The following is an 18,132-nucleotide window of genomic DNA, read 5'->3' as shown; positions in this document are numbered from 1 at the left end:
CCATGGGCATTCGCGCACTCGGATATATGCGCATCGAGGCCACCGATATGGCGGCCTGGCGCGAATACGGTCTCAAGGTGCTCGGCATGATGGAGGCCCCCGGACCCAACCCGGACAATCTCTATCTGCGCATGGACGATTTCCCGGCGCGGCTGGTGATCGTTCCCGGCGAGAAGGACCGGTTGCAGGTCTCCGGCTGGGAAGTCACCGACGCGCCCGCGCTGCAAGAACTTCGGGAAACGCTGTCCGCCGCCGGTGTGCCGTTCAAGGAGGCCACCAAGGAGGAGCTCGCCGAGCGCCGGGTCGAGAATATGATCCGGTTCGAAGATCCCTCCGGCAATTCCCTCGAGGCCTTCCATGGGGCGCAGTATCTGGCCCGCCGGTTCGTCAGCCCGTACGGGCACAAGTTCGTCACCGAAGAGCAGGGCCTCGGCCATGTGGTGCTGACCTGCACCGACGACGCCGCCGCGCAGGCGTTCTACCAGGACGTCCTCGGTTTCCGGCTGCGGGACTCGATGCGGCTGCCCCCGCAGATGGTCGGGCGCCCGGCCGACGGCGACCCGGCCTGGCTGCGGTTCTACGGCTGCAATCCGCGCCATCATTCGCTGGCGTTCCTGCCGCTGCCCAATTCGACCGGCATCGTGCACCTCATGCTCGAGGTGGAGAACTCCGACGACGTGGGCCTGTGCCTGGACCGCGCGATGCGCAAGAAGGTGAAGATGTCGGCCACCCTCGGCCGCCACATCAACGACAAGATGCTGTCGTTCTATATGAAGACCCCCGGCGGATTCGATATCGAATTCGGTTGTGAGGGCCTGGAAGTCGACGATCACTCGTGGATCGCGCGGGAGTCCACCGCGGTCTCGCTGTGGGGCCACGACTTCACGGTAGGAATGAAATAGCGATGAGTGACGGGGCGGACGTGACTACGCAGGAATACCCGGAGATCGACGGGCGCCAGTTCCGGAACGTGCTCGGGCAGTTCTGCACCGGCATCACTGTCATCACCACTTTCGACGGTGCCGGTGACGAGAAGGCGCCCGTCGGGTTCGCCTGCCAGTCGTTCGCCGCCCTGTCCCTCGACCCGCCGCTGGTGCTGTTCTGCCCCACCAAGGGTTCGCGGTCCTGGGCCGCGATCGAACGCAACGGCCGTTTCTGCGCCAACGTCCTCGCCGAAGAACAGCAGCAGCTGTGTGCCCGCTTCGGTTCCCGCGAACCCGACAAGTTCGCCGAAACCGCCTGGCGCACCTCTGATCTGGAGCTACCGCTCCTAGACGACGCGCTGGCCACCATCCAGTGCTCGGTGGACCGCGTCGTCGACGGCGGCGATCACCACATCGTGATCGGCCGTGTGCTGGCCCTGTCGGAGTCGACCACCTCCGGCAGGCCGCTGTTGTTCTACCGCGGCCAGTACACCGCCATCGAGCCCGAGAAGACCGTGCCGGCGCCGTGGCGGGCGGATCTGGAGCATTTCTTGACCACGACCACGTTGGACACCTGGTTGTAGGTCCGCGACCGCGCGGAAGGTCCCCGTTCGGCCCGGCCGGACTCGCAGCAACCGGCCGGGCTTTGTCGTGTTCGGGGGATCGCTCGCACGATGCCGAAATAAGTGCTCAGTTGTTGAGCACTTATCGGCGGAGGATGGGTTCACCAGCGAACGACGGACCCGGGAGACGACATGAACGACACCGCGCTGACCTGCACCGACGCCGCCGAATGGGAATCCTGGCTGGCCGCGAACCACGATCGCGCGACGGAGGTCTGGGTGAAGATCGCCAAGAAGGGCGCGCCGGACACCACGATCACGCTGAGCGAGGCGCTCGACGGTGCGCTCTGCTACGGGTGGATCGACAGCGTTCGGCGCGGCTTCGACGTGCATCATTACGTGCAGCGATACTCGCCGCGCCGGCCGCGTAGTCCCTGGTCACAGGTCAATGTGGCGAAGGTGGAGGCCTTGCTGGCGGCGGGGCGGATGCGGGCGCCCGGGCTGGCGGCGGTCGAGGCGGCGCGAGCGGATGGGCGATGGGAGGCGGCCTACGCTGCGCAGCGCGACGCGACCGTTCCCGATGATCTCGCACGAGCATTGGACCGGGAGCCGGCAGCACGGAAACGATTCGATGCCCTGGATCGCACCGGACAGTACGCGCTGCTGCTGCGGTTGATGAAATGCCGGACGCAAGCACATCGCGACAATCAGTTGCGGCGGATCATGGCAGAGCTCGGCGCAAGCAGCTGAGCCGGGGCGCTACCGTGAGTATCGACCTCGTGCCGAACCGACCCGGGAGGCGTAGTGCGCATCATCGTCCGCGCGTTGCTGGTTGTGCTGGCGCTCGCCTGCGGGCCGGCGGCGCTGATTCCCGGCGCGGCCGCCGCACCCGCCCTCGATGACGTCACCGCTCGCCGCATCGATGAACTGCTGGCGGTGCGGGCCGGTGCGGCCACCCAAAGCAAGGACGAGCTGATCGAGCTGCTGTCGCGGCAGTTCCTCGGGACGCCGTACGGGGCGAACATGCTCATCGGATCGGCGACCGAGCCCGAACAGCTGGTGATCGACTTCCGCCGCGTCGACTGCTTCACCTACCTCGACTACGTCGAAGCGCTCAGCCGCTCAGGCACGCGCGACGAGTTCGTCGCCAACCTGATCCAGACCCGCTACACCGCCGGCCGCGTCGAATTCACCCACCGTAAACACTTCTTCACCGACTGGGCGCACACCGACCGCACCGCCGCCACCGACATCACCGCCACCCTCACCCCCGCCGCGGTCACGACGACCAAGCAGCTCAACGCGAAAGCCGACGGCACCAACTACCTGCCCGGACTACCGGTGACCACCCGCGACATCACCTACATCCCCACCTCGTCCGTAGACGACGCCGTCATCGCCAACCTCCGCACCGGCGACTACATCGGCGCCTACACCGACCAACCCGGCCTCGACGTCACCCACGTCGGCATCTTCGTCTCCACCCCCAACGGCCCCATCTTCCGCAACGCCTCATCCCTGGCTACCGACAACAAGGTCGTCGACAACCCCTTCCTCGACTACGTCCGCTCGACGCCGGGAATCCTCGTGCTGCGGTCGAACTAGAGTCGACTCCGCCCGGGTCAAGCCCTACTCAGGGGCAGCCACCTCGACGAAGTCAGATTCCTCATCAGAACCGGTGTGCACCGCACGGCGGACCGGGTCACGCATGACATATCGATCTGAACTGCGGCATTGGCGCAGATTCGGCCGTGAGATCCGGAAACGCGAACGGGCCGCGAACGACAGGGGTTGGATCGTTCGCGGCCCGTTGCGGTGGGGATCAGGCGGTGACTGGCGCCTGTTCCCGTTGGAGTTCCAGCGCAATGTCGATGAGCTGGTCCTCCTGTCCGCCGACGAGCTTGCGCTTGCCTGCGCGGACGAGCATTTCGGCGGCCGAGACTCCGTAGCGTTCGGCCTGGCGTTCGGCGTGGCGCAGGAAGCTGGAGTACACGCCCGCGTAGCCCATCATCAGGGACTGGCGGTCCAGCAGGCATTCGTGCGGCATGGCCGGGCGGACGACGTCTTCGGCGGCGTCGGCGATGGCGAAGAAGTCGATGCCGGTCCTGATATCGAGCTTGTCGCAGACGCCGACGAGGGCTTCGACGGGGGTGTTGCCCGCGCCGGCGCCGAAGCGGCGGGCGCTGCCGTCGATCTGGGTGGCGCCCGCGCGGATGGCGTAGATCGAGTTCGCGACGGCGAGGTCGAGATTCTCGTGGCCGTGGAAGCCGACCTGGGCGTCGTTGCCCAGTTCGGCGACCAGCGCGGAGACCCGGTCGGCGACCTGCTCGAGCACGAGCGCACCGGCCGAATCCACCACGTACACGCACTGACAGCCGGCGTCGGCCATGATCCTGGCCTGCTTGGCCAGCGCCTCCGGCGGCTGGGTGTGCGACATCATCAGGAAGCCGACGGTTTCCAGGCCCAGGTCGCGGGCGAGCCCGAAGTGCTGGATGGAGACGTCGGCCTCGGTGCAGTGGGTGGCGATGCGGCAGATGCTCGCGCCGTTGTCCTGGGAGATCTTGATGTCTTCCTTGACGCCGACGCCGGGCAGCATGAGCACCGCGATCTTGGCCTGCTTCGCGGTCTCGGCCGCGATGGTGATCAGTTCCTGTTCAGGGGTTTTGGAGAACCCGTAGTTGAACGAGGAGCCGCCGAGGCCGTCACCGTGGGTGACCTCGATGACCGGCACACCGGCGCCGTCGAGCGCGGTGACGATGTCGCGCACTTCGGTGGCGGTGAACTGGTGGCGCTTGTGGTGGGACCCGTCACGCAGCGAGGTGTCGGTGACCCGAATGTCGAGTTCAGCTGAGAAAGCCATGGGAAACGCTCCTTACACCCGTGCCGAGGCGATCTGCTTGGCCATGACCTCGCCGACCCTGGTGGCAGCGGCGGTCATGATGTCGAGGTTGCCCGCGTAGGGCGGCAGGAAATCGCCCGCGCCTTCGACCTCGACGAAGACCGAGACCTTCGCCATGCCGCCGGACACCACCGACGGCTCGTCGAACTGGGGCTCGTTGAGCAGCCGGTAGCCGGGCACGTACTGCTGGATATCGGCGACCATCCGGTGGATGGAGTCGGCGATCGCATCGGTGTCGGCATCGTCGGGGATGGCGCAGAAGATGGTGTCGCGCATGATCATCGGCGGCTCGGCCGGGTTCAGGATGATGATGGCCTTACCGCGCTGCGCGCCGCCGATGGTCTCGACGCCCCGGCTGGTGGTCTTGGTGAATTCGTCGATATTGGCGCGGGTGCCCGGACCTGCGGACACCGACGAGACCGACGCGACGATTTCGGCGTACGGCACCGGAACCACGCGCGAGACCGCGGCGACGATCGGAATGGTGGCCTGACCACCACAGGTGATCATGTTGACGTTCGGCGCGTCGATATTGGCGCCCAGGTTCACCGGCGGCACCACGGCGGGGCCGACGGCGGCGGGGGTCAGGTCGACGGCGCGAATCCCCTTCTCCGCGTACTTCGGCGCGGCCTCGCGGTGCACGTAGGCCGAGGTGGCCTCGAACACCATGTCGGGCAGTTCGGACTGGCCGAGCAGCCAGTCGACGCCCTCGTGCGAGGTCTCCAGGCCCAGCCCGCGGGCGCGCTTCAAGCCTTCGCTCTCCGGATCGATGCCGATCATCCAGCGCGGCTCGATGTGCTCGGAACGGAGCAGTTTGTACAGCAGATCGGTGCTGATGTTGCCGGACCCGACGATCGCGGCGGTGACGGTCCCTTCGGACACGACGTACCTCCTACGTGAATTGCAAACGGACAGAACCGAGTCCGGCGAACTCGGCATGGAAAGCATCTCCGGGACGCGCGTCGATGGCGCGCGTGCAGGAACCGGGCAGGACCACATCGCCCGCCTTCAACCGGACCCCGAAGCTCGCGACCTTGCGGGCCAGCCACGCCACCGCGATGACCGGATCGCCGAGTACCGCGTCGCTGCGGCCTTCGGCGACGACCTCGCCGTTGCGGGTGAGCACCGCGTCGATCGACTTGATGTCGATGTCCTTCGGCGCGACCCGCTCCTTGCCGAGTACGAAGCCGGCCGAGGAGGCGTTGTCGGAGATGGTGTCGGCCAGGCCGATATTCCAATCCTTGATCCGCGAGTCGATGAGCTCGATGGACGGCGCGAAGGCGACGGTGGCGGCAAGCACGTCCTCTTCGGTGCAGTCCGCGCCGGGCAGATCGGCGCCGAGGATGAACCCGACCTCCACCTCGACCCGCGGGAAAAGATAGCGATCGGCCTCGACCGGAACGTCTTCGTAGACTTCCATTTCCGCGAGCAGATGCCCGTAATCGGGTTCGTCGACACCCATCATCTGCTGCATCGCCTTCGACGACAGGCCCACTTTGTGCCCGACCACCCGCGCGCCGGATTCGAGCCTGCGCCGGATGTTGATCAGCTGGATCTCGTAGGCGTCGACGACGTCGATATCGGGATGCCGCGCGACCAGTGGGTCGATGGCGACCCGGTCGCGTTCGGCGAGCTCGAGTTCGTCGGCCAGTTCGATTCGTACCGCATCGGACAGCACGTCAGTAGTCCTTTCTCTCATGAGCAGCCCCCTGCGCGGTGCCGCGTCGCCGACCGCACATGAGGGATACGTATGTCTCAGAAGCGTTTCCGCTCATGAGGGCTTCCTTTCCGCGGTCGCCGGATCGCGCTGCGCGATGCGCACACCCGCGGCCGACCGTCCCGCACGACGTCCGGAGAACACGCAGTCGGCCAGCGACAGACCGCTGACGTAGGAGTCCGAGCAGATGCCGACGGCGGTGCGTCCGGCCGCGTACAGGCCGGGGATGTCGGCGCCGTCGGTGGAGCGCACGGCGCCGGTGTCCTCGTCGACGACCACGCCGCCGAGGGTGAGCATCGGGCAGGGGTTGATCACGCTCGGCCGGATGGAGACGTTGAGCAGCCAGAACGGTCCGGTGCGCAGCGGGGTGGTGTATTCGGCCGGTTTGCCCACCGGGTCGGGGGCGCCGGTGTCGATGGCCGAGTTGTAGGCGTCGACGGTGGCGCGCAGTCCGGCGGGATCGATGCCCGCCTTGGCCGCGACCTGTTCGATGGTGGCGCCGCGCTTGGCGCTGCGCCGCAGCGGCTCGAACTGGGCGCGCTGGAACCAGGTGCCCTGTGCGCCGATCTGGCCGATCGCGGTGCGCATCATCGGCTCGTCGGCCAGCAGCCAGCCGATGCCGCCGTGCTCGTTGACCAGCTTGTTGCCGACGGCGGCGCCGTAGCGGGTTTCGTCGATCACCCGGCGGCCCTGTCCGTCGACCAGGATGGCGCCGGTGAACACGCTCGGCGGCAGCAGGAACCGCCAGGCCGAGACGTTGCCCATCCGATCGGTGGCCGCGCCGGCGCGCTGCGCCAGCTTGATGCCGCTGCCGTCGTCACCGGTGGTGCCGAGCGCCATGCCGCCCTTGTAGGCGGGCGCGTGCTCGGCCACCATCTCGCGGTTGGCGATGAAACCGCCAGCGCTGACGATCACGCCGCGCCGGGCCAGCACCCGGATGGTGGTGCGATACCGCGCGTCCATCTGCGCCATCCGCTTCTCCAGCGCCTTGCGCAGCGGCGGGTAGTAGATGCCGGGCTTTGCGGCCAGCTTCGCCATGCGGGTGTAGCGGTCGCGAATGCGTCCGGGCGCCGCGCGCAGGGTGCGGCATTCGACGCCGATGACGGCGCCGGTGTCGTCGGTGATCAACTCGGTGGCCTGCGTCAGCGTTTCCACCCGCACCCCCGCCTTCGCCGCGGCAGTCGCCAGCGGCCCGGACAGCTGCTTGCCGGACACACCGCGCCCGTGCACCCGATGACCGCGCTGAGCCGCGGGAATGTCGGAGAAGGCGCCGGAGATTTCGCTGCCGGAGTAGTAGAGGTAGTAGTCGTCGTTCGGGTAGGAGGTCTTGTACGGGCACAGCGAGGCCTCGAACGGGACGCCGTGGCCCTTCAGCCAGTCGATCATGGCGGGGCTCTCGTCGACGAAACGCCGCAGCGTCTCCGGGCGCACCGCGTCGCCGACCTCGCGCTCGAGGTAGGCAAGCATCGCTTCGGGGGTGTCGTGCACCCCGGCTTCACGCTGCACGGAGGTACCGCCTCCGGCGTAGATGATCCCGCCCGACAGCGCCGTCGCGCCACCGCCGGTGAACCGTTCCAGCACCAGCACCTGCGCCCCGTCGGCCGCGGCTTCCAGCGCCGCGCAGGCCCCCGCCGCCCCGAAACCGATAACGATCACGTCGGCGGTCAGGTCCCACTCGAGGCTCATGTACTCCACTCCGGTTCCGCTCCACATCGGAACTCGTCACCAAACTGAAACGAGTTTCCTTGACGACAAGACTGCTGCGTTTACCCCTGATTAGCAAGGTATACGCACCAGACAATGGATTAACAACCGAGGATTCTATAACGTGTTCTACATGACTGATCGGGAATACGACGTGGTGGTGGTCGGTAGTGGCGCCGCCGGAATGACCGCCGCCCTGACGGCCGCCCACCATGGGCTCAGCGTGGTGGTCCTGGAAAAGGCCGCACACTACGGTGGATCCACCGCTCGCTCCGGTGGTGGAGTGTGGGTTCCCGGAAACAAGGCACTGCTGGCCTCGGGCCGGCCCGATGATCGCGAGCAGGCGCGCAAGTACCTGCACAGCATCATCGGCGACGTGGTGCCGAAGGAGCGGATCGATACCTACATCGACCGTGGGGCCGAAGCGCTGGACTTCGTGCTCGATCACACGCCGCTGAAGCTGAAGTGGGTGCCCGGCTACTCGGACTACTACCCCGAGGCGCCCGGCGGTAAGGGTGAGGGCCGCTCGTGCGAACCCCGGCCGTTCAACGCGATGGTGCTCGGCGAGGAACGGTTCAACCTCGAACCGCCCTACGCCAAGGCGCCGCTGAACGTCGCCGTCATGCAGGAAGACTTCGTGCGGCTGAACCTGATCAAGCGCCACCCCAAGGGCATGATGCGCGCGATGCGCGTCGGCGCGCGCACCTATTGGGCCAAGTTCACCCGCAAGCATCTGCTGGTCATGGGCCAGGCGATCATGGCGGCCATGCGCAAGGGGCTCATGGACGCGAACGTGCCGCTGCTGTTGAACACCCCGATGACCAAGCTCGTAGTGACCGACGGCGTCGTCACCGGCGTCGAAGCACTCCAGGACGGCAAGCCGGTCACCTTCACCGCGCGCCACGGCGTCGTCCTCGGCAGCGGCGGTTTCGAGCACAACGCCGAGATGCGCACCAAGTACCAGCGCCAGCCCATCACCACCGAGTGGACAACCGGCGCGGCGGCCAACACCGGCGACGGCATCGTCGCGGGCATGGACGCGGGCGCGGCGATCGGCTTCATGGAGGACGCCTGGTGGGGTCCGACGGTCTTCAAGGGCGGCAAGCCGTGGTTCGCGCTGGCCGAGCGGAATCTGCCGGGCAGCATCATGGTGAACGCCGACGGTAAGCGATTCGGTAATGAGTCCGCTCCTTACGTCGAGGCTGTGCACACCATGTACGGCGGCGAATACGGTCAGGGTGAGGGTCCGGGCGAGAACATCCCCGCCTGGCTGGTGTTCGACCAGCGTTATCGGAACCGCTACATCTTCGCCGGGTTGCAGCCCGGCCAGCGGTTCCCGTCCCGCTGGATGGAAAACGATTTCATCGTCAAGGCCGACACCATCGAGGAGCTGGCCGAGAAACTCGGTGTGCCCGCCGACAACCTGACCGCCACCGTCGAGCGGTTCAACAGCTTCGCCGACACCGGCAAGGACGAGGACTTCGGCCGCGGCGACAGCCACTACGACCGCTACTACGGCGACCCGACCGTCAAGCCGAACCCGTGCCTTGCGGCACTGGTCCAAGGCCCGTTCTACGCGGCCAAGATCGTGCCCGGCGACCTGGGCACCAAGGGTGGCCTGGTGGCCGATACCGCCGGGCGGGTGCTGCGCGAGGACGGCACGCCGATCGAGGGGCTGTACGCCTCCGGTAACTGCTCGACACCGGTCATGGGCCACACCTACGCCGGACCGGGCGCGACCATCGGGCCCGCGATCACCTTCGGTTATCTGGCGGTGCTGGATATCGCGGAGCGGAAGAAGTCGGAGACCGCGCCGGCGTCGGCCGAGGTGTGATCACGCGGCGGGCCGGTCGCCGGGCCAGGTGGCCTCGGCGCTCGGCCCGCACGGCGTCCGGCGGAGCGCGCGTCCCACGAAGCGGGCGATCCGGTGCCGCGCGTGGCTCCCGCTCGGCAGGATGACCACAGACGGCGGCACCCATTTGTCCACAAACATGCACAAGGAGAACTGATGCCCATCGACCCGAAGATCGCGCTCGGCGCCGAACTGCCGAGCCGGGAGTTCGCGTGGACGGCGTCCGACGTCCAGCTGTATCAGCTCGGCCTCGGCGCGGGCGCGCGCTGGACCGATCCCGCCGAACTGCGTTATCTCGACGACCGCACCCCACAGGTGCTGCCGACGTTCGCCACCGTCGCGCAGACCCTGCACGAGACCGAACCGCCGAAGGTCAGCTTCCCCGGCATCGACATCGATTTGGCCAAGGTGGTGCACGGCCACCAGGAGATCGAGGTGCATCGCCCCATCCCCGCGGCGGGTAAGGCGACCAGCACCGGGCGGATCAGCGAGATCTGGGACAAGGGTTCGGCGGCGGTCGTGGTGCAGGAACACACCATCACCGGCTCCGACGGCGCGCCGCTGTGGACGGCCCGCTCGTCCATCTTCGCCAAGGGCGAGGGCGGGTTCGGCGGCGAACGCGGCCCGAGCACCAAGTCCGAATTGCCGGACCGCGCACCTGATTTCGACGTCACCACCCCGACGCTCCCGCAGCAGGCGCTGCTCTACCGGATGCTCGGCGACCGCAACCCGCTGCACTCCGATCCCGAATTCGCCCGCGCCGCAGGGTTTCCCAACCCGATCCTGCACGGCCTGTGCACCTACGGCATCGTCTGCAAGACCGCGACCGACACTGTGCTGGACTCCGACGCCTCCCGCGTGACCGGTTTCCGGGCCCGCTTCGCCGGCGTGCTGTACCCGGGCGAAACCATCCGCACCCGGATCTGGCGTGGTGAGGGTGAGCTGATCATCGGTGCGAGCGTTGTCGAGCGCGATGATGCGCCGGTGCTCGCGGATGTTCGGTTGACGTTCCAGGGCTGATCACTTCGCCCGCGCCGCCGGTTCCGATCCGCACGAGGAGCCGGCGGCGTTCGTCATTCCGAAAACAAATAGATAACATCAACTGGCGATATAGCATCAACGCTATGGGATGGGGTACTGTCGAGCTGGAACCCGAGGTGCGCAAATGGCTGGAAGAACTTCCCTCCCACCTGTTCGCGAGGGCGGCGTTCTACGTGGACCTACTGGCCGACGAAGGACCGCTCCTCGGCGAGCCGTACACACGTCAACTCGACCGCAAACTGCGCGAACTGCGATTCCACCTGGATGGTTTATCAGTACGGATCACGTACTGGATAGCATCGGGACGACGGATAGTTCTGCTGACCGTCTTCGTGAAATCGCGTATGCGAGAGCGCATGCAAGTCGAGCGGGCGCGATTTGCGTTGGAACGCTGTATCGCAGAGCGGCACTCTGCCGAGGAGAGTGAGAACGATGGCCGAGCGTAGCGAGTGGTCACAGATCAGAGACCGGCGGATGCGCGAGCCCGGAGCCCGCGAGGCGTACGAGTCAGCGCGGCTCGCATACGAACTGGGGCGCACAATCCGGCAGTTGCGCGAAGAACGCGGATGGAGCCAGACCAGGTTGGCGGAGGCGGCGGAAATGACCCAATCGGCGGTAGCCCGGTTCGAGGCCGGCGGGACGATCCCCAGTCTCCCGGTACTCGAGCGCCTCGCCGCAGCCTTGAACGCGGAGCTGGTCGTGCAGGTCAAACCGCGCGTCGCTTAACACGTCCGCGAACCCTTCACGCCGTCCGCGATACGCCGACGGCCCGCTGACCCAGGGGTCCTGTCGGTGGCGTGCGACATGCCGGTACTCGCAGATGTGCGGTTGAACTCGGCGTCTGATCGGGCCCGTTCCGCGCCTCCGGCATTCCGTCTTCGGGAGCCGGAGGCGTTCTGCTGTTCAGGGGCTTCACTGTATGCGCTGCGGCGCCGTCGGTTGCACGAGGCGCGGTTTGCTGTGCGATACGTGGGGGTTGGCTCCAGCTGGAGCGGCATGAGGTACGCAGCGCCGGGGCGACGCCCGCGCCAACTACCCTGAACCCTGTGAACCCGATGGCCAGGGAGTTTTCCGCGTACGGCCTCTCGCACCTGGTCGTGCTCGCGGTGTTCGTTGTGGGGGCGGTTGCGGTGGTCGCGATCGGGCGGCGGGAGCGCGGCGAAGCCGCTCCTAGTGGGTTCGGTCGAGCGTTCGGGGTGGTAACGCTCGGGATGTACGCGGTGGTCCTCGGGGCGACGATGTTTCCGCCGACGGTCGAACAGTCGGTGCCGTTGCGGTTGACGGATCTGGCGACGATGGTGGCCGGGGTCGCGCTGGTCACGCAGTGGCGGTGGGCCTATGCGTTGACCTACTTCTGGTGCCTGACGTTGAGTACGCAGGCATTGGTGTCGCCGGCGTTGGAGAGCGAGGACTTCCCGCACTATGAGTTCTTGGGGTTCTGGGCTATTCACCTGCTGGTGGTGTGGGCGGCGATCTACCTGACGTGGGGTGTGGGGATGCGCCCGGATTGGGGTAGTTATCGGATCGCGGTGGGGGCGACGGTGGTGTGGGTTGGGGTGACGTTCGTGTTCAATTCGCTGGCCGACACCAATTACGGGTTCGTGAATCGGAAACCGTCGACGCCGTCGCTGCTGGATGTGCTGGGGCCGTGGCCGTGGTACCTCGGCACCGTTGCGATCATCTTGCTCGTGGTGTGGGCGTTGATGACTTGGCCGTGGGTGCGGAACCGGGACGGTCAGAAGTAGCTCATCATCGCCGCGTCGAACTCTTCGGAGTCGGGGACGGCCGCGGGCGGGCGGTAGTCGAGTCCGCGGACGTGAGTGAGGAATTCGTCGGGAATGTCGATGGCGTAGCGGGACAGATCGTGGATGGAGTCGGCGCGCCAGATCCAGGTGCCGTCGGAGATCAGGGAGGCGGCGCTGGCGATCTGCTGCGTGTTGTCGATGAGGTCGCGTTCGACGTCGAGCACGTCGAGGACTGGTGGGGCGGCGCGCAGGTAGTCGACGATGCGGGCGCGGTCCTCGATGGGGCGCTGGGTGAACGAGCCGAACAAGGACGGCAGGTCGTCGTGGCCCCCGCTGCACACCTCAGCTGAAGGACTCGGGACCGAAGCGGCCCCAGGCCACGAAGGCGGCAAGGGCGAGGTAGACGAAGTTCAGCGCCACGTATTTGTACTGCTGGTAGCGGGCGTGGGTGATCATCGCGCCGATCATCAACAGGATCCAGCAGACTGCCGTCACCGGGACCATGAAAGGTGCGATATCGAGGACGGCGGGCAGGATCAAGCCGGCCGCGGCCAGGATTTCGACTGCGCCGAGGGTTTTGACGAAGCCGGCACTCGCGTGCTCGGTCCATCCACCGCCGGACTTCGCGCCCAGTTCGTCAAGCTTGTCCTTGGGCATGAACGCTTTGGAAGCGCCGCCGAACAGGGCGATGAGGGCCAGCAGTCCGGCGGAGATCCAGAGGGCGAGATTCATGAGCTTTCTCCTGACATGCGCGCGACCGGGCCGGGCCGGTCGCCGACGGACGTTGCCGTCGGTGGAACTGATCGCGCATTAGATGCCGCGCACCCGGCAGCTGTGACAGCTCGCCGACGTGATGTGAGTCATGCGATCGCCGTCACGGCGGCTATGCGTATACGTATACTGCAAAGGTGTTGGATCCCTTGAGCCTCGCCGTCGGCGGTGGCCTGGTGCTCGTCGGCTGGGCTGCCGGACGGTTCGCGCCGCCGATTCTTCCGCCGGAATCCTGACCGGCGCAGGTCCACGGCCCACGCGCGGCTGTGCGAGGATGGAGCTACGTGACGGGAAGGATCCAGCCGTGACTATGGGCATGGTGTTAGGCGACCACGCTGCCGCGCTTCGAGCGTGACGGCGACCGTCGGTGCCCTTCTGGTGACACCCAGATAGCCTCGTCGTACTCCGGCTCGAAGCGTTGCTGAGCAAGCACCTTCGAACAGTTCTGGAGTACCTCATGGCAATGGTCCAATGGACCGAGGACGGCAGCACCCGGTCCGCGCACTGGCATTCGGAAAGCGATGCGCCCGCACCGGCTCGCGTTGTCGTCGTCGACGATCGCACCACCGCGAAGTCGGCGTACCGCATGGCACGCAATGGCATGGGATTGTTGTGGCGCGGCGACTTTCACAACGCTCGCCAACTGTTGCGCGCGGTGGATCGACTACAGAGCTCGCGTTCCGGGCCGACCGGCGACGGCGCGGCGGAGCTGTTTCATCGGCACCGCGCCAAGCGCACCGAACGGGCACGGGTGCTCGGTCGCCTGATGGTGCTGCTCGAGCCCGACCACTCGCTGCTGCTGCGCCGGGCCCCCGATGTGCGCGCGGCCTGCGATCACGCCTACGGCGCGACCGGTGCGAGCACCTGTGTGTCGCTGACCGAACTGCTCGGGGTGCTCGGCGCCTACCAGTGGCATCGGCGAGGCGTCGAGATCGAGGCGCTCGGAGCGCGTATTCATCCTGCGTACGGCGTGTTCTCGCCGGTGCGCGGTGAGTACATCGACCTCGTCGCCGAGACGCCGTTCAATGGGGGTGACGCACCCGCGACGGTGTTCGATCTCGGTACCGGGACCGGGGTGCTCGCCGCCGTCCTCGCCCGCCGTGGCGCGCGGCAGGTGGTGGGCACCGATATCAACCCGCGCGCGGTGGATTGCGCCGCGGCGAATATACGGCGACTCGGGTTCGCCGACCGGGTACAGATCATCGAGGCCGACCTGTGGCCGAATGGTCGCGCCGACCTGGTGGTGTGCAACCCGCCCTGGCTGCCCGCGCAGCCGAGCTCGGATCTCGAGCTCGGCATCTACGACCCGGATTCCGATGTGCTGCACCGTTTTCTGGACGGTCTCGCCGCACATCTCACTCCCGCAGGTGAGGGCTGGCTGGTGCTGTCCGACCTCGCCGAACACCTCGGCCTGCGCCCCCGCGGCGCATTGCCCGCCCGCATCGCCGCCGCCGGACTGCGCGTGGTGAGCCGACACGATACGCAGCCACGACATGCTCGCGCGACCGATGCCGCCGACCCGTTGCACGAAGCGCGCAGGCGTGAAGTCACCTCGCTGTGGAGATTGGTACGCGACGGTGCTGCAGTGTCGCCATCCCGGCGGTGAGCTGCGGCAACCCGAGAGGCGCTCGAATACTTGGGCAAAGGCGCCGGTCGATATCTGTGCGGACCGGCGCCTCACCCGAGGATCGGCGTATGGGCCACTCAGCCGCAGTGCGACGGGTTGTTCGGCGAATAGACGCTCGTCCTACCGTTGTGCTGGGCGGAACCGCCCCAGACGATGCATTTGCCGGGGGCATCCACCTTCACGGGGCCCGCGTAGTACGCGTACTGTGCATCGTCGACCTGGGGGTTGGTGCCCCAGATTCCGACCCACGCCGAGGTCCATGTCCTCGTCCCGATGTCGAGCTTCTTCCAGGTGACAACACAGTTCGTTCTGCCGTTGTAGAGCAGGTAGACGGTGGCGTAACCATCCAGATTGCGGCTGTCGATCACGTGGTAACTGCCACCACCGCAGGCAGCGACCGGGGACGATGCCGCATTGGCCGGGGCGGCCGCTGACAGCGATCCCGCAAGAATCGCTGCCAGAGCCAGGCCGAGCCGGGCCCCATAGTTGATCACACGCATCGTCCGAACTTCCCTTCACACACGAACCGGTTCACCGCCGGCGGTCCGAAGGACGGCCGGTTACCGGATGGCAATCGGTGAACACGGCACATCCTCCCCCCGGTTCGGGGCACCGGGGTTCCCAGCCGTGGCGGGCGTTCGGGGCGGTTCGCCGGGCCACCTCTGGACTCGAATCCATCTGGGACCCAACCCGTCGAGCATGATCCTGCGCGCTATGGCGTAGCAACGGGTCGATGAGGAATGGGCCAGGTCATCTCTTGTTGGAATATTCCGCTATTGAATATTCGGCAGATTGACTCCAATCTTCTTGCACACGAATCGTTTCCGGCCTGCCACATCAGTGCTAGGTTGTGTTCGGGGTTCTTCAGGGCGGTATCTGGTGTGCATCAGCGAACCATCTGCTGTGGGCGCGGTGTGCGGGCGACGGGTCGGGCGGCCCGGATGGTGTAAAAGCCCAGCATCGCTTCCGCGGCAATGTCATTGCTCTACCCGTTCGCGGGTCGACCGGCCCGCCCTCGATGGGGAGGACTCCATGCAGGACACCACCTTGCCGCGCCGCCGACTCGGCAGCTACCTGATGGACTGGCGCAGCCGCGCCGGGCTCAGCCAACCGCAGGCAGCGGCCCTACTCGGAATCGGCTCCACCACGTTGTGGCGGCTCGAACACGGACACAACGACAGAGTCAATATCGACCACGTCGAAGCGGCGTGTGAGCTGTACGGGGTGCCCGACCACCTCGTCGCCGCCTACGTCGGCCTGGCGCGACAGGCCAGCGAGAAGAGCTGGTGGCATGAGTTCGGGGATCTGATCCCCGAGACGTTCGACGTGTACATGGGGATGGAAGGGGCGGCGCAGAAGTTCATTTCGTATCACGTGGAGTTGGTGCCGGGGATTGTGCAGACTGCGGATTACACGCGGGCGTTGGTTCGGGAGGCGCTGCCCGACGAGTCTCCCGCCGAACACGAACGCCGCGTGCAGATGCGGCAGTACCGGCAGATGATCATCACCCGGAAGCGCCAACCAGTGGAAGTCCATATCGTGCTGCACGAATCAGTCCTCCACCGCACGATCGGCGACCGGAAGACTATGGCAGTTCAGCTCAAACGACTCGCAGACCTGAGCACGCGGCCGAACGTCAGTATCCGAATCCTGCCCAACGACGCGGGGGTTCCCGGCGGCCGGGCAGTCGGACAGTTCACGATCCTGGAGTTCGACGCCAATCGTGCCGGGCCTTCTGTGGAGCCGCCGGTCGTCTATGTGCCTGGCCTGGTCGGTGACATGTATTTCGAAAAGCCGAAGGATGTGCACCGGTACCATCAGGCGTACAAGGCATTCGAGGATTTCGCTCTGGATGCTGTGGATAGCAGGGGCCTGCTCCGCCAGGTGGCTAAGGAGTTTCTACCGTGAACAAAGACCTGTCTGACGCCCGTTGGTTCAAGAGCACCCGCAGCGACGCGGTCAAGGACTGCGTTGAAGTCGCGTTCCTCGATTCCGGTCTGGTCGGTGTGCGCGACTCCAAGAATCCGAGTGGAGGGGCACTCGTCTTCGGTCCGGGTGAGTGGGAAGCATTCACCGCCGGCGTCGCGAACGGCAAGTTCGGCCGTCGGTAGCTCGCGGCAGGTTTCGACCTTAGCTGACAAGCATTGAGCCCTGGCAAGCAGACTTTCCAGGGCTCGTGCTTGCTTCACCCCAGCTGGCTCGAGATCTCCCGGCTTCAGCTCGCGCGTCCGAGCCCTGTGTTCACGTCACTGGCAGAGTGCAGCGCGGTTCTATCCCTGCGGGATATCCTGTCCGGCCTGCGTAACCCGCTGCCCGGTGCCTTGATCGGTCTCGGTCAGGTTGGCAATGGACTTGGCGACGACCTGCTGGATAAGTTTGACCGTCTCGATGTGCTCGAGTACAACCGCGTCCATGGACTGCGTCGTGCCTGTCGCCTTATCCTTGAACTTCGACTGGAGCGCGGCGCTGGACTCGAATCCTCCGAAGCCTTCGACGTAGTCCAAGTGGCCAACCTGCTCGAATATCGCGTCGAGCTTCGCCAAGTAATTTTCACAGACACCGTTCAGCCCCCTCCCGACCTCCGGGTCGAGTGTGAGTTCACCGGCCTCTGCCTGGGCAAGTAGGTCGCGCCACTGTTGCGGGTCGGCACCGCCTAGATCGATAACACTCATCGGCCGTCTCCTTCACTCAGGCAGGTAGCCGCCCAAATCTGATGTGTGCCGGTTTGCCACTGAGCACATGTCCTCTTTAGCCCCGATCGAAGCGCGGGCGGATGCCTTGAAGGTCGCTGTGCCGTGCGGAACTTCGACTGCGATATAGCAGGAGAGATCGCGCCTCGCACCTGGCTTCCGGAAACGCAAGGCAGACTGTGAGCCCACGGTCGTGGCGGTGAACTCCCCAAAGTCGGTCCGTGCTTCGACCTGTTCCAGGGTCGGCGGTCCAACCAGAACGGTAAGCCAGTACCACCCGTCATTCGCCGTCCACTGACAGATATTCCAACCTGCGCCGGAAAAGTCGACGTCGGCGATCCCTGATTCCTTCGTTCCTGGGTTCATACCGGTCGCAGACAGCGCCGATTCCGGCAGCGTGCACGGATCCCACAGCGCGGCCTCGTCCGACTTCGCGCTCGTACTGGCCGTAGCGCTGCCCGAGGTCTGTCCACTGTCCGGACTGGTCGCCGCGCTCTCGACCGCCGTCGGCGACCCCTCGGTCGACCCCGAGCATCCGGCAACCCCCAGCACCGCCGCCGCGAGCACCACTGCCCCGCGTACGCGCGCGGCGCGACGGAA

Annotated in this window: 21 protein-coding genes; 12 read left to right on the top strand and 9 right to left on the bottom strand. The window is 66.4% G+C overall.

Going from position 1 to position 18,132, the window contains the following annotated elements; translation table 11 throughout:
- Window positions 1-2 precede the first annotated feature (2 nt).
- The 4 genes from hsaC (at window position 3) to RJ05_RS02430 (ending at window position 3,091) form a co-directional block, all read left to right on the top strand.
- On the top strand, window positions 3-902 hold the full coding sequence (gene hsaC / locus RJ05_RS02445; protein WP_036532634.1) for an iron-dependent extradiol dioxygenase HsaC: 900 nt from the start codon (window positions 3-5) through the stop codon (window positions 900-902).
- 2 nt (window positions 903-904) lie between these two features.
- Window positions 905-1,507, top strand: a complete 603-nt coding sequence (hsaB, locus tag RJ05_RS02440; RefSeq protein ID WP_051016129.1) for a 3-hydroxy-9,10-secoandrosta-1,3,5(10)-triene-9,17-dione monooxygenase reductase subunit — start codon at window positions 905-907, stop codon at window positions 1,505-1,507.
- Window positions 1,508-1,678: 171 nt separating this feature from the next.
- Window positions 1,679-2,236, top strand: coding sequence for a YdeI/OmpD-associated family protein (locus tag RJ05_RS02435; RefSeq protein ID WP_036532632.1), 558 nt, complete (start codon window positions 1,679-1,681; stop codon window positions 2,234-2,236).
- A gap of 54 nt (window positions 2,237-2,290) precedes the next feature.
- Window positions 2,291-3,091 carry a DUF1460 domain-containing protein gene (locus RJ05_RS02430; RefSeq protein WP_036532630.1) on the top strand — a complete coding sequence of 267 codons (801 nt, stop codon included), beginning with the start codon at window positions 2,291-2,293 and terminating at the stop codon, window positions 3,089-3,091.
- A gap of 217 nt (window positions 3,092-3,308) precedes the next feature.
- On the opposite strand, the gene dmpG is transcribed toward RJ05_RS02430, so the two are convergent.
- From dmpG to RJ05_RS02410, 4 genes are all read right to left on the bottom strand, one after another.
- On the bottom strand, window positions 3,309-4,346 hold the full coding sequence (dmpG, locus tag RJ05_RS02425) for a 4-hydroxy-2-oxovalerate aldolase (RefSeq protein WP_036532628.1): 1,038 nt from the start codon (window positions 4,344-4,346) through the stop codon (window positions 3,309-3,311).
- Window positions 4,347-4,358: 12 nt separating this feature from the next.
- On the bottom strand, window positions 4,359-5,267 hold the full coding sequence (locus RJ05_RS02420) for an acetaldehyde dehydrogenase (acetylating) (protein ID WP_036532626.1): 909 nt from the start codon (window positions 5,265-5,267) through the stop codon (window positions 4,359-4,361).
- Between the two features lie 10 nt (window positions 5,268-5,277).
- Window positions 5,278-6,063: a 2-keto-4-pentenoate hydratase gene (locus RJ05_RS02415; protein ID WP_036532624.1), complete on the bottom strand. Its 786-nt coding sequence runs from the start codon at window positions 6,061-6,063 to the stop codon at window positions 5,278-5,280.
- A gap of 93 nt (window positions 6,064-6,156) precedes the next feature.
- Window positions 6,157-7,788, bottom strand: coding sequence for an FAD-binding protein (locus RJ05_RS02410; protein ID WP_036532820.1), 1,632 nt, complete (start codon window positions 7,786-7,788; stop codon window positions 6,157-6,159).
- Window positions 7,789-7,930: 142 nt separating this feature from the next.
- On the opposite strand from RJ05_RS02410, the gene kstD reads away from it, so the two are divergent.
- The 5 genes from kstD to RJ05_RS02390 all read left to right on the top strand — a co-directional run bounded on the left by kstD (window position 7,931) and on the right by RJ05_RS02390 (window position 12,444).
- The gene (kstD, locus tag RJ05_RS02405; protein WP_036532622.1) at window positions 7,931-9,640 is read left to right on the top strand and encodes a 3-oxosteroid 1-dehydrogenase; all 1,710 of its coding nucleotides are present in this window, start codon (window positions 7,931-7,933) and stop codon (window positions 9,638-9,640) included.
- Window positions 9,641-9,814: 174 nt separating this feature from the next.
- A complete protein-coding gene (gene chsH3, locus RJ05_RS02400) occupies window positions 9,815-10,678 on the top strand; it encodes an enoyl-CoA hydratase ChsH3 (protein WP_036532620.1) in 864 nt (287 codons plus the stop codon).
- 104 nt (window positions 10,679-10,782) lie between these two features.
- Window positions 10,783-11,145 (top strand): type II toxin-antitoxin system RelE/ParE family toxin, encoded by a 363-nt coding sequence (locus RJ05_RS29760; RefSeq protein ID WP_081597131.1) that lies wholly within the window; start codon window positions 10,783-10,785, stop codon window positions 11,143-11,145.
- Window positions 11,132-11,425: a helix-turn-helix domain-containing protein gene (locus tag RJ05_RS02395; RefSeq protein ID WP_036532618.1), complete on the top strand. Its 294-nt coding sequence runs from the start codon at window positions 11,132-11,134 to the stop codon at window positions 11,423-11,425. The genes RJ05_RS29760 and RJ05_RS02395 overlap by 14 nt, the downstream gene beginning before the upstream one ends.
- Before the next feature lie 329 nt (window positions 11,426-11,754).
- The gene (locus RJ05_RS02390; RefSeq protein ID WP_174343886.1) at window positions 11,755-12,444 is read left to right on the top strand and encodes a YwaF family protein; all 690 of its coding nucleotides are present in this window, start codon (window positions 11,755-11,757) and stop codon (window positions 12,442-12,444) included.
- On the opposite strand, the gene RJ05_RS02385 is transcribed toward RJ05_RS02390, so the two are convergent.
- On the bottom strand, window positions 12,435-12,785 hold the full coding sequence (locus tag RJ05_RS02385) for a hypothetical protein (RefSeq protein ID WP_051016127.1): 351 nt from the start codon (window positions 12,783-12,785) through the stop codon (window positions 12,435-12,437). The genes RJ05_RS02390 and RJ05_RS02385 overlap by 10 nt on opposite strands.
- Window position 12,786: 1 nt before the next feature.
- Window positions 12,787-13,176 carry a DoxX family protein gene (locus RJ05_RS02380; RefSeq protein ID WP_036532614.1) on the bottom strand — a complete coding sequence of 130 codons (390 nt, stop codon included), beginning with the start codon at window positions 13,174-13,176 and terminating at the stop codon, window positions 12,787-12,789.
- A 496-nt stretch (window positions 13,177-13,672) separates the two neighbouring features.
- On the opposite strand from RJ05_RS02380, the gene RJ05_RS02375 reads away from it, so the two are divergent.
- Entirely contained in the window at window positions 13,673-14,821 is a 1,149-nt protein-coding gene (locus tag RJ05_RS02375) for a methyltransferase (RefSeq protein ID WP_036532609.1), read from the top strand.
- Window positions 14,822-14,919: 98 nt separating this feature from the next.
- Here RJ05_RS02375 and RJ05_RS29165 read toward each other — a convergent pair whose 3' ends face one another.
- Window positions 14,920-15,342, bottom strand: a complete 423-nt coding sequence (locus tag RJ05_RS29165; protein WP_051016125.1) for a hypothetical protein — start codon at window positions 15,340-15,342, stop codon at window positions 14,920-14,922.
- Window positions 15,343-15,874: 532 nt separating this feature from the next.
- On the opposite strand from RJ05_RS29165, the gene RJ05_RS02365 reads away from it, so the two are divergent.
- Window positions 15,875-16,750, top strand: coding sequence for a helix-turn-helix domain-containing protein (locus RJ05_RS02365; RefSeq protein ID WP_036532606.1), 876 nt, complete (start codon window positions 15,875-15,877; stop codon window positions 16,748-16,750).
- Entirely contained in the window at window positions 16,747-16,953 is a 207-nt protein-coding gene (locus RJ05_RS02360) for a DUF397 domain-containing protein (protein WP_036532604.1), read from the top strand. Before RJ05_RS02365 ends, RJ05_RS02360 begins: the two co-directional genes overlap by 4 nt.
- Before the next feature lie 159 nt (window positions 16,954-17,112).
- Here the strand turns inward: RJ05_RS02360 and RJ05_RS02355 are convergent, their stop codons facing one another.
- The gene (locus RJ05_RS02355; protein WP_036532603.1) at window positions 17,113-17,514 is read right to left on the bottom strand and encodes a hypothetical protein; all 402 of its coding nucleotides are present in this window, start codon (window positions 17,512-17,514) and stop codon (window positions 17,113-17,115) included.
- Window positions 17,515-17,526: 12 nt separating this feature from the next.
- Window positions 17,527-18,132 (bottom strand): DUF3558 domain-containing protein (locus RJ05_RS29755; RefSeq protein ID WP_081597130.1); only part of this gene is annotated, 606 nt, incomplete at its 5' end.

It is taken from the genome of Nocardia cyriacigeorgica NBRC 100375 (assembly GCF_000308555.1).
Lineage (GTDB): Bacteria > Actinomycetota > Actinomycetes > Mycobacteriales > Mycobacteriaceae > Nocardia > Nocardia cyriacigeorgica.
Note: the sequence above shows the minus strand (reverse complement) of the source record. Positions and strands in the feature narration are given on the sequence as shown.

Coding starts and splice junctions, on each gene's coding strand:
- RJ05_RS02375 (WP_036532609.1), top strand. CDS start 13,673: ATGGCAATGGTCCAATGGACCGAGGACGGCAGCACCCGGTCCGCGCAC.
- RJ05_RS02435 (WP_036532632.1), top strand. CDS start 1,679: ATGAACGACACCGCGCTGACCTGCACCGACGCCGCCGAATGGGAATCC.
- chsH3 (WP_036532620.1), top strand. CDS start 9,815: ATGCCCATCGACCCGAAGATCGCGCTCGGCGCCGAACTGCCGAGCCGG.
- RJ05_RS02355 (WP_036532603.1), bottom strand. CDS start 17,514: ATGAGTGTTATCGATCTAGGCGGTGCCGACCCGCAACAGTGGCGCGAC.
- RJ05_RS29165 (WP_051016125.1), bottom strand. CDS start 15,342: ATGCGTGTGATCAACTATGGGGCCCGGCTCGGCCTGGCTCTGGCAGCG.
- RJ05_RS02395 (WP_036532618.1), top strand. CDS start 11,132: ATGGCCGAGCGTAGCGAGTGGTCACAGATCAGAGACCGGCGGATGCGC.
- RJ05_RS02390 (WP_174343886.1), top strand. CDS start 11,755: ATGGCCAGGGAGTTTTCCGCGTACGGCCTCTCGCACCTGGTCGTGCTC.
- RJ05_RS02380 (WP_036532614.1), bottom strand. CDS start 13,176: ATGAATCTCGCCCTCTGGATCTCCGCCGGACTGCTGGCCCTCATCGCC.
- hsaC (WP_036532634.1), top strand. CDS start 3: ATGGGCATTCGCGCACTCGGATATATGCGCATCGAGGCCACCGATATG.
- hsaB (WP_051016129.1), top strand. CDS start 905: ATGAGTGACGGGGCGGACGTGACTACGCAGGAATACCCGGAGATCGAC.
- RJ05_RS02410 (WP_036532820.1), bottom strand. CDS start 7,788: ATGAGCCTCGAGTGGGACCTGACCGCCGACGTGATCGTTATCGGTTTC.
- dmpG (WP_036532628.1), bottom strand. CDS start 4,346: ATGGCTTTCTCAGCTGAACTCGACATTCGGGTCACCGACACCTCGCTG.
- RJ05_RS29760 (WP_081597131.1), top strand. CDS start 10,783: ATGGGATGGGGTACTGTCGAGCTGGAACCCGAGGTGCGCAAATGGCTG.
- RJ05_RS02365 (WP_036532606.1), top strand. CDS start 15,875: ATGCAGGACACCACCTTGCCGCGCCGCCGACTCGGCAGCTACCTGATG.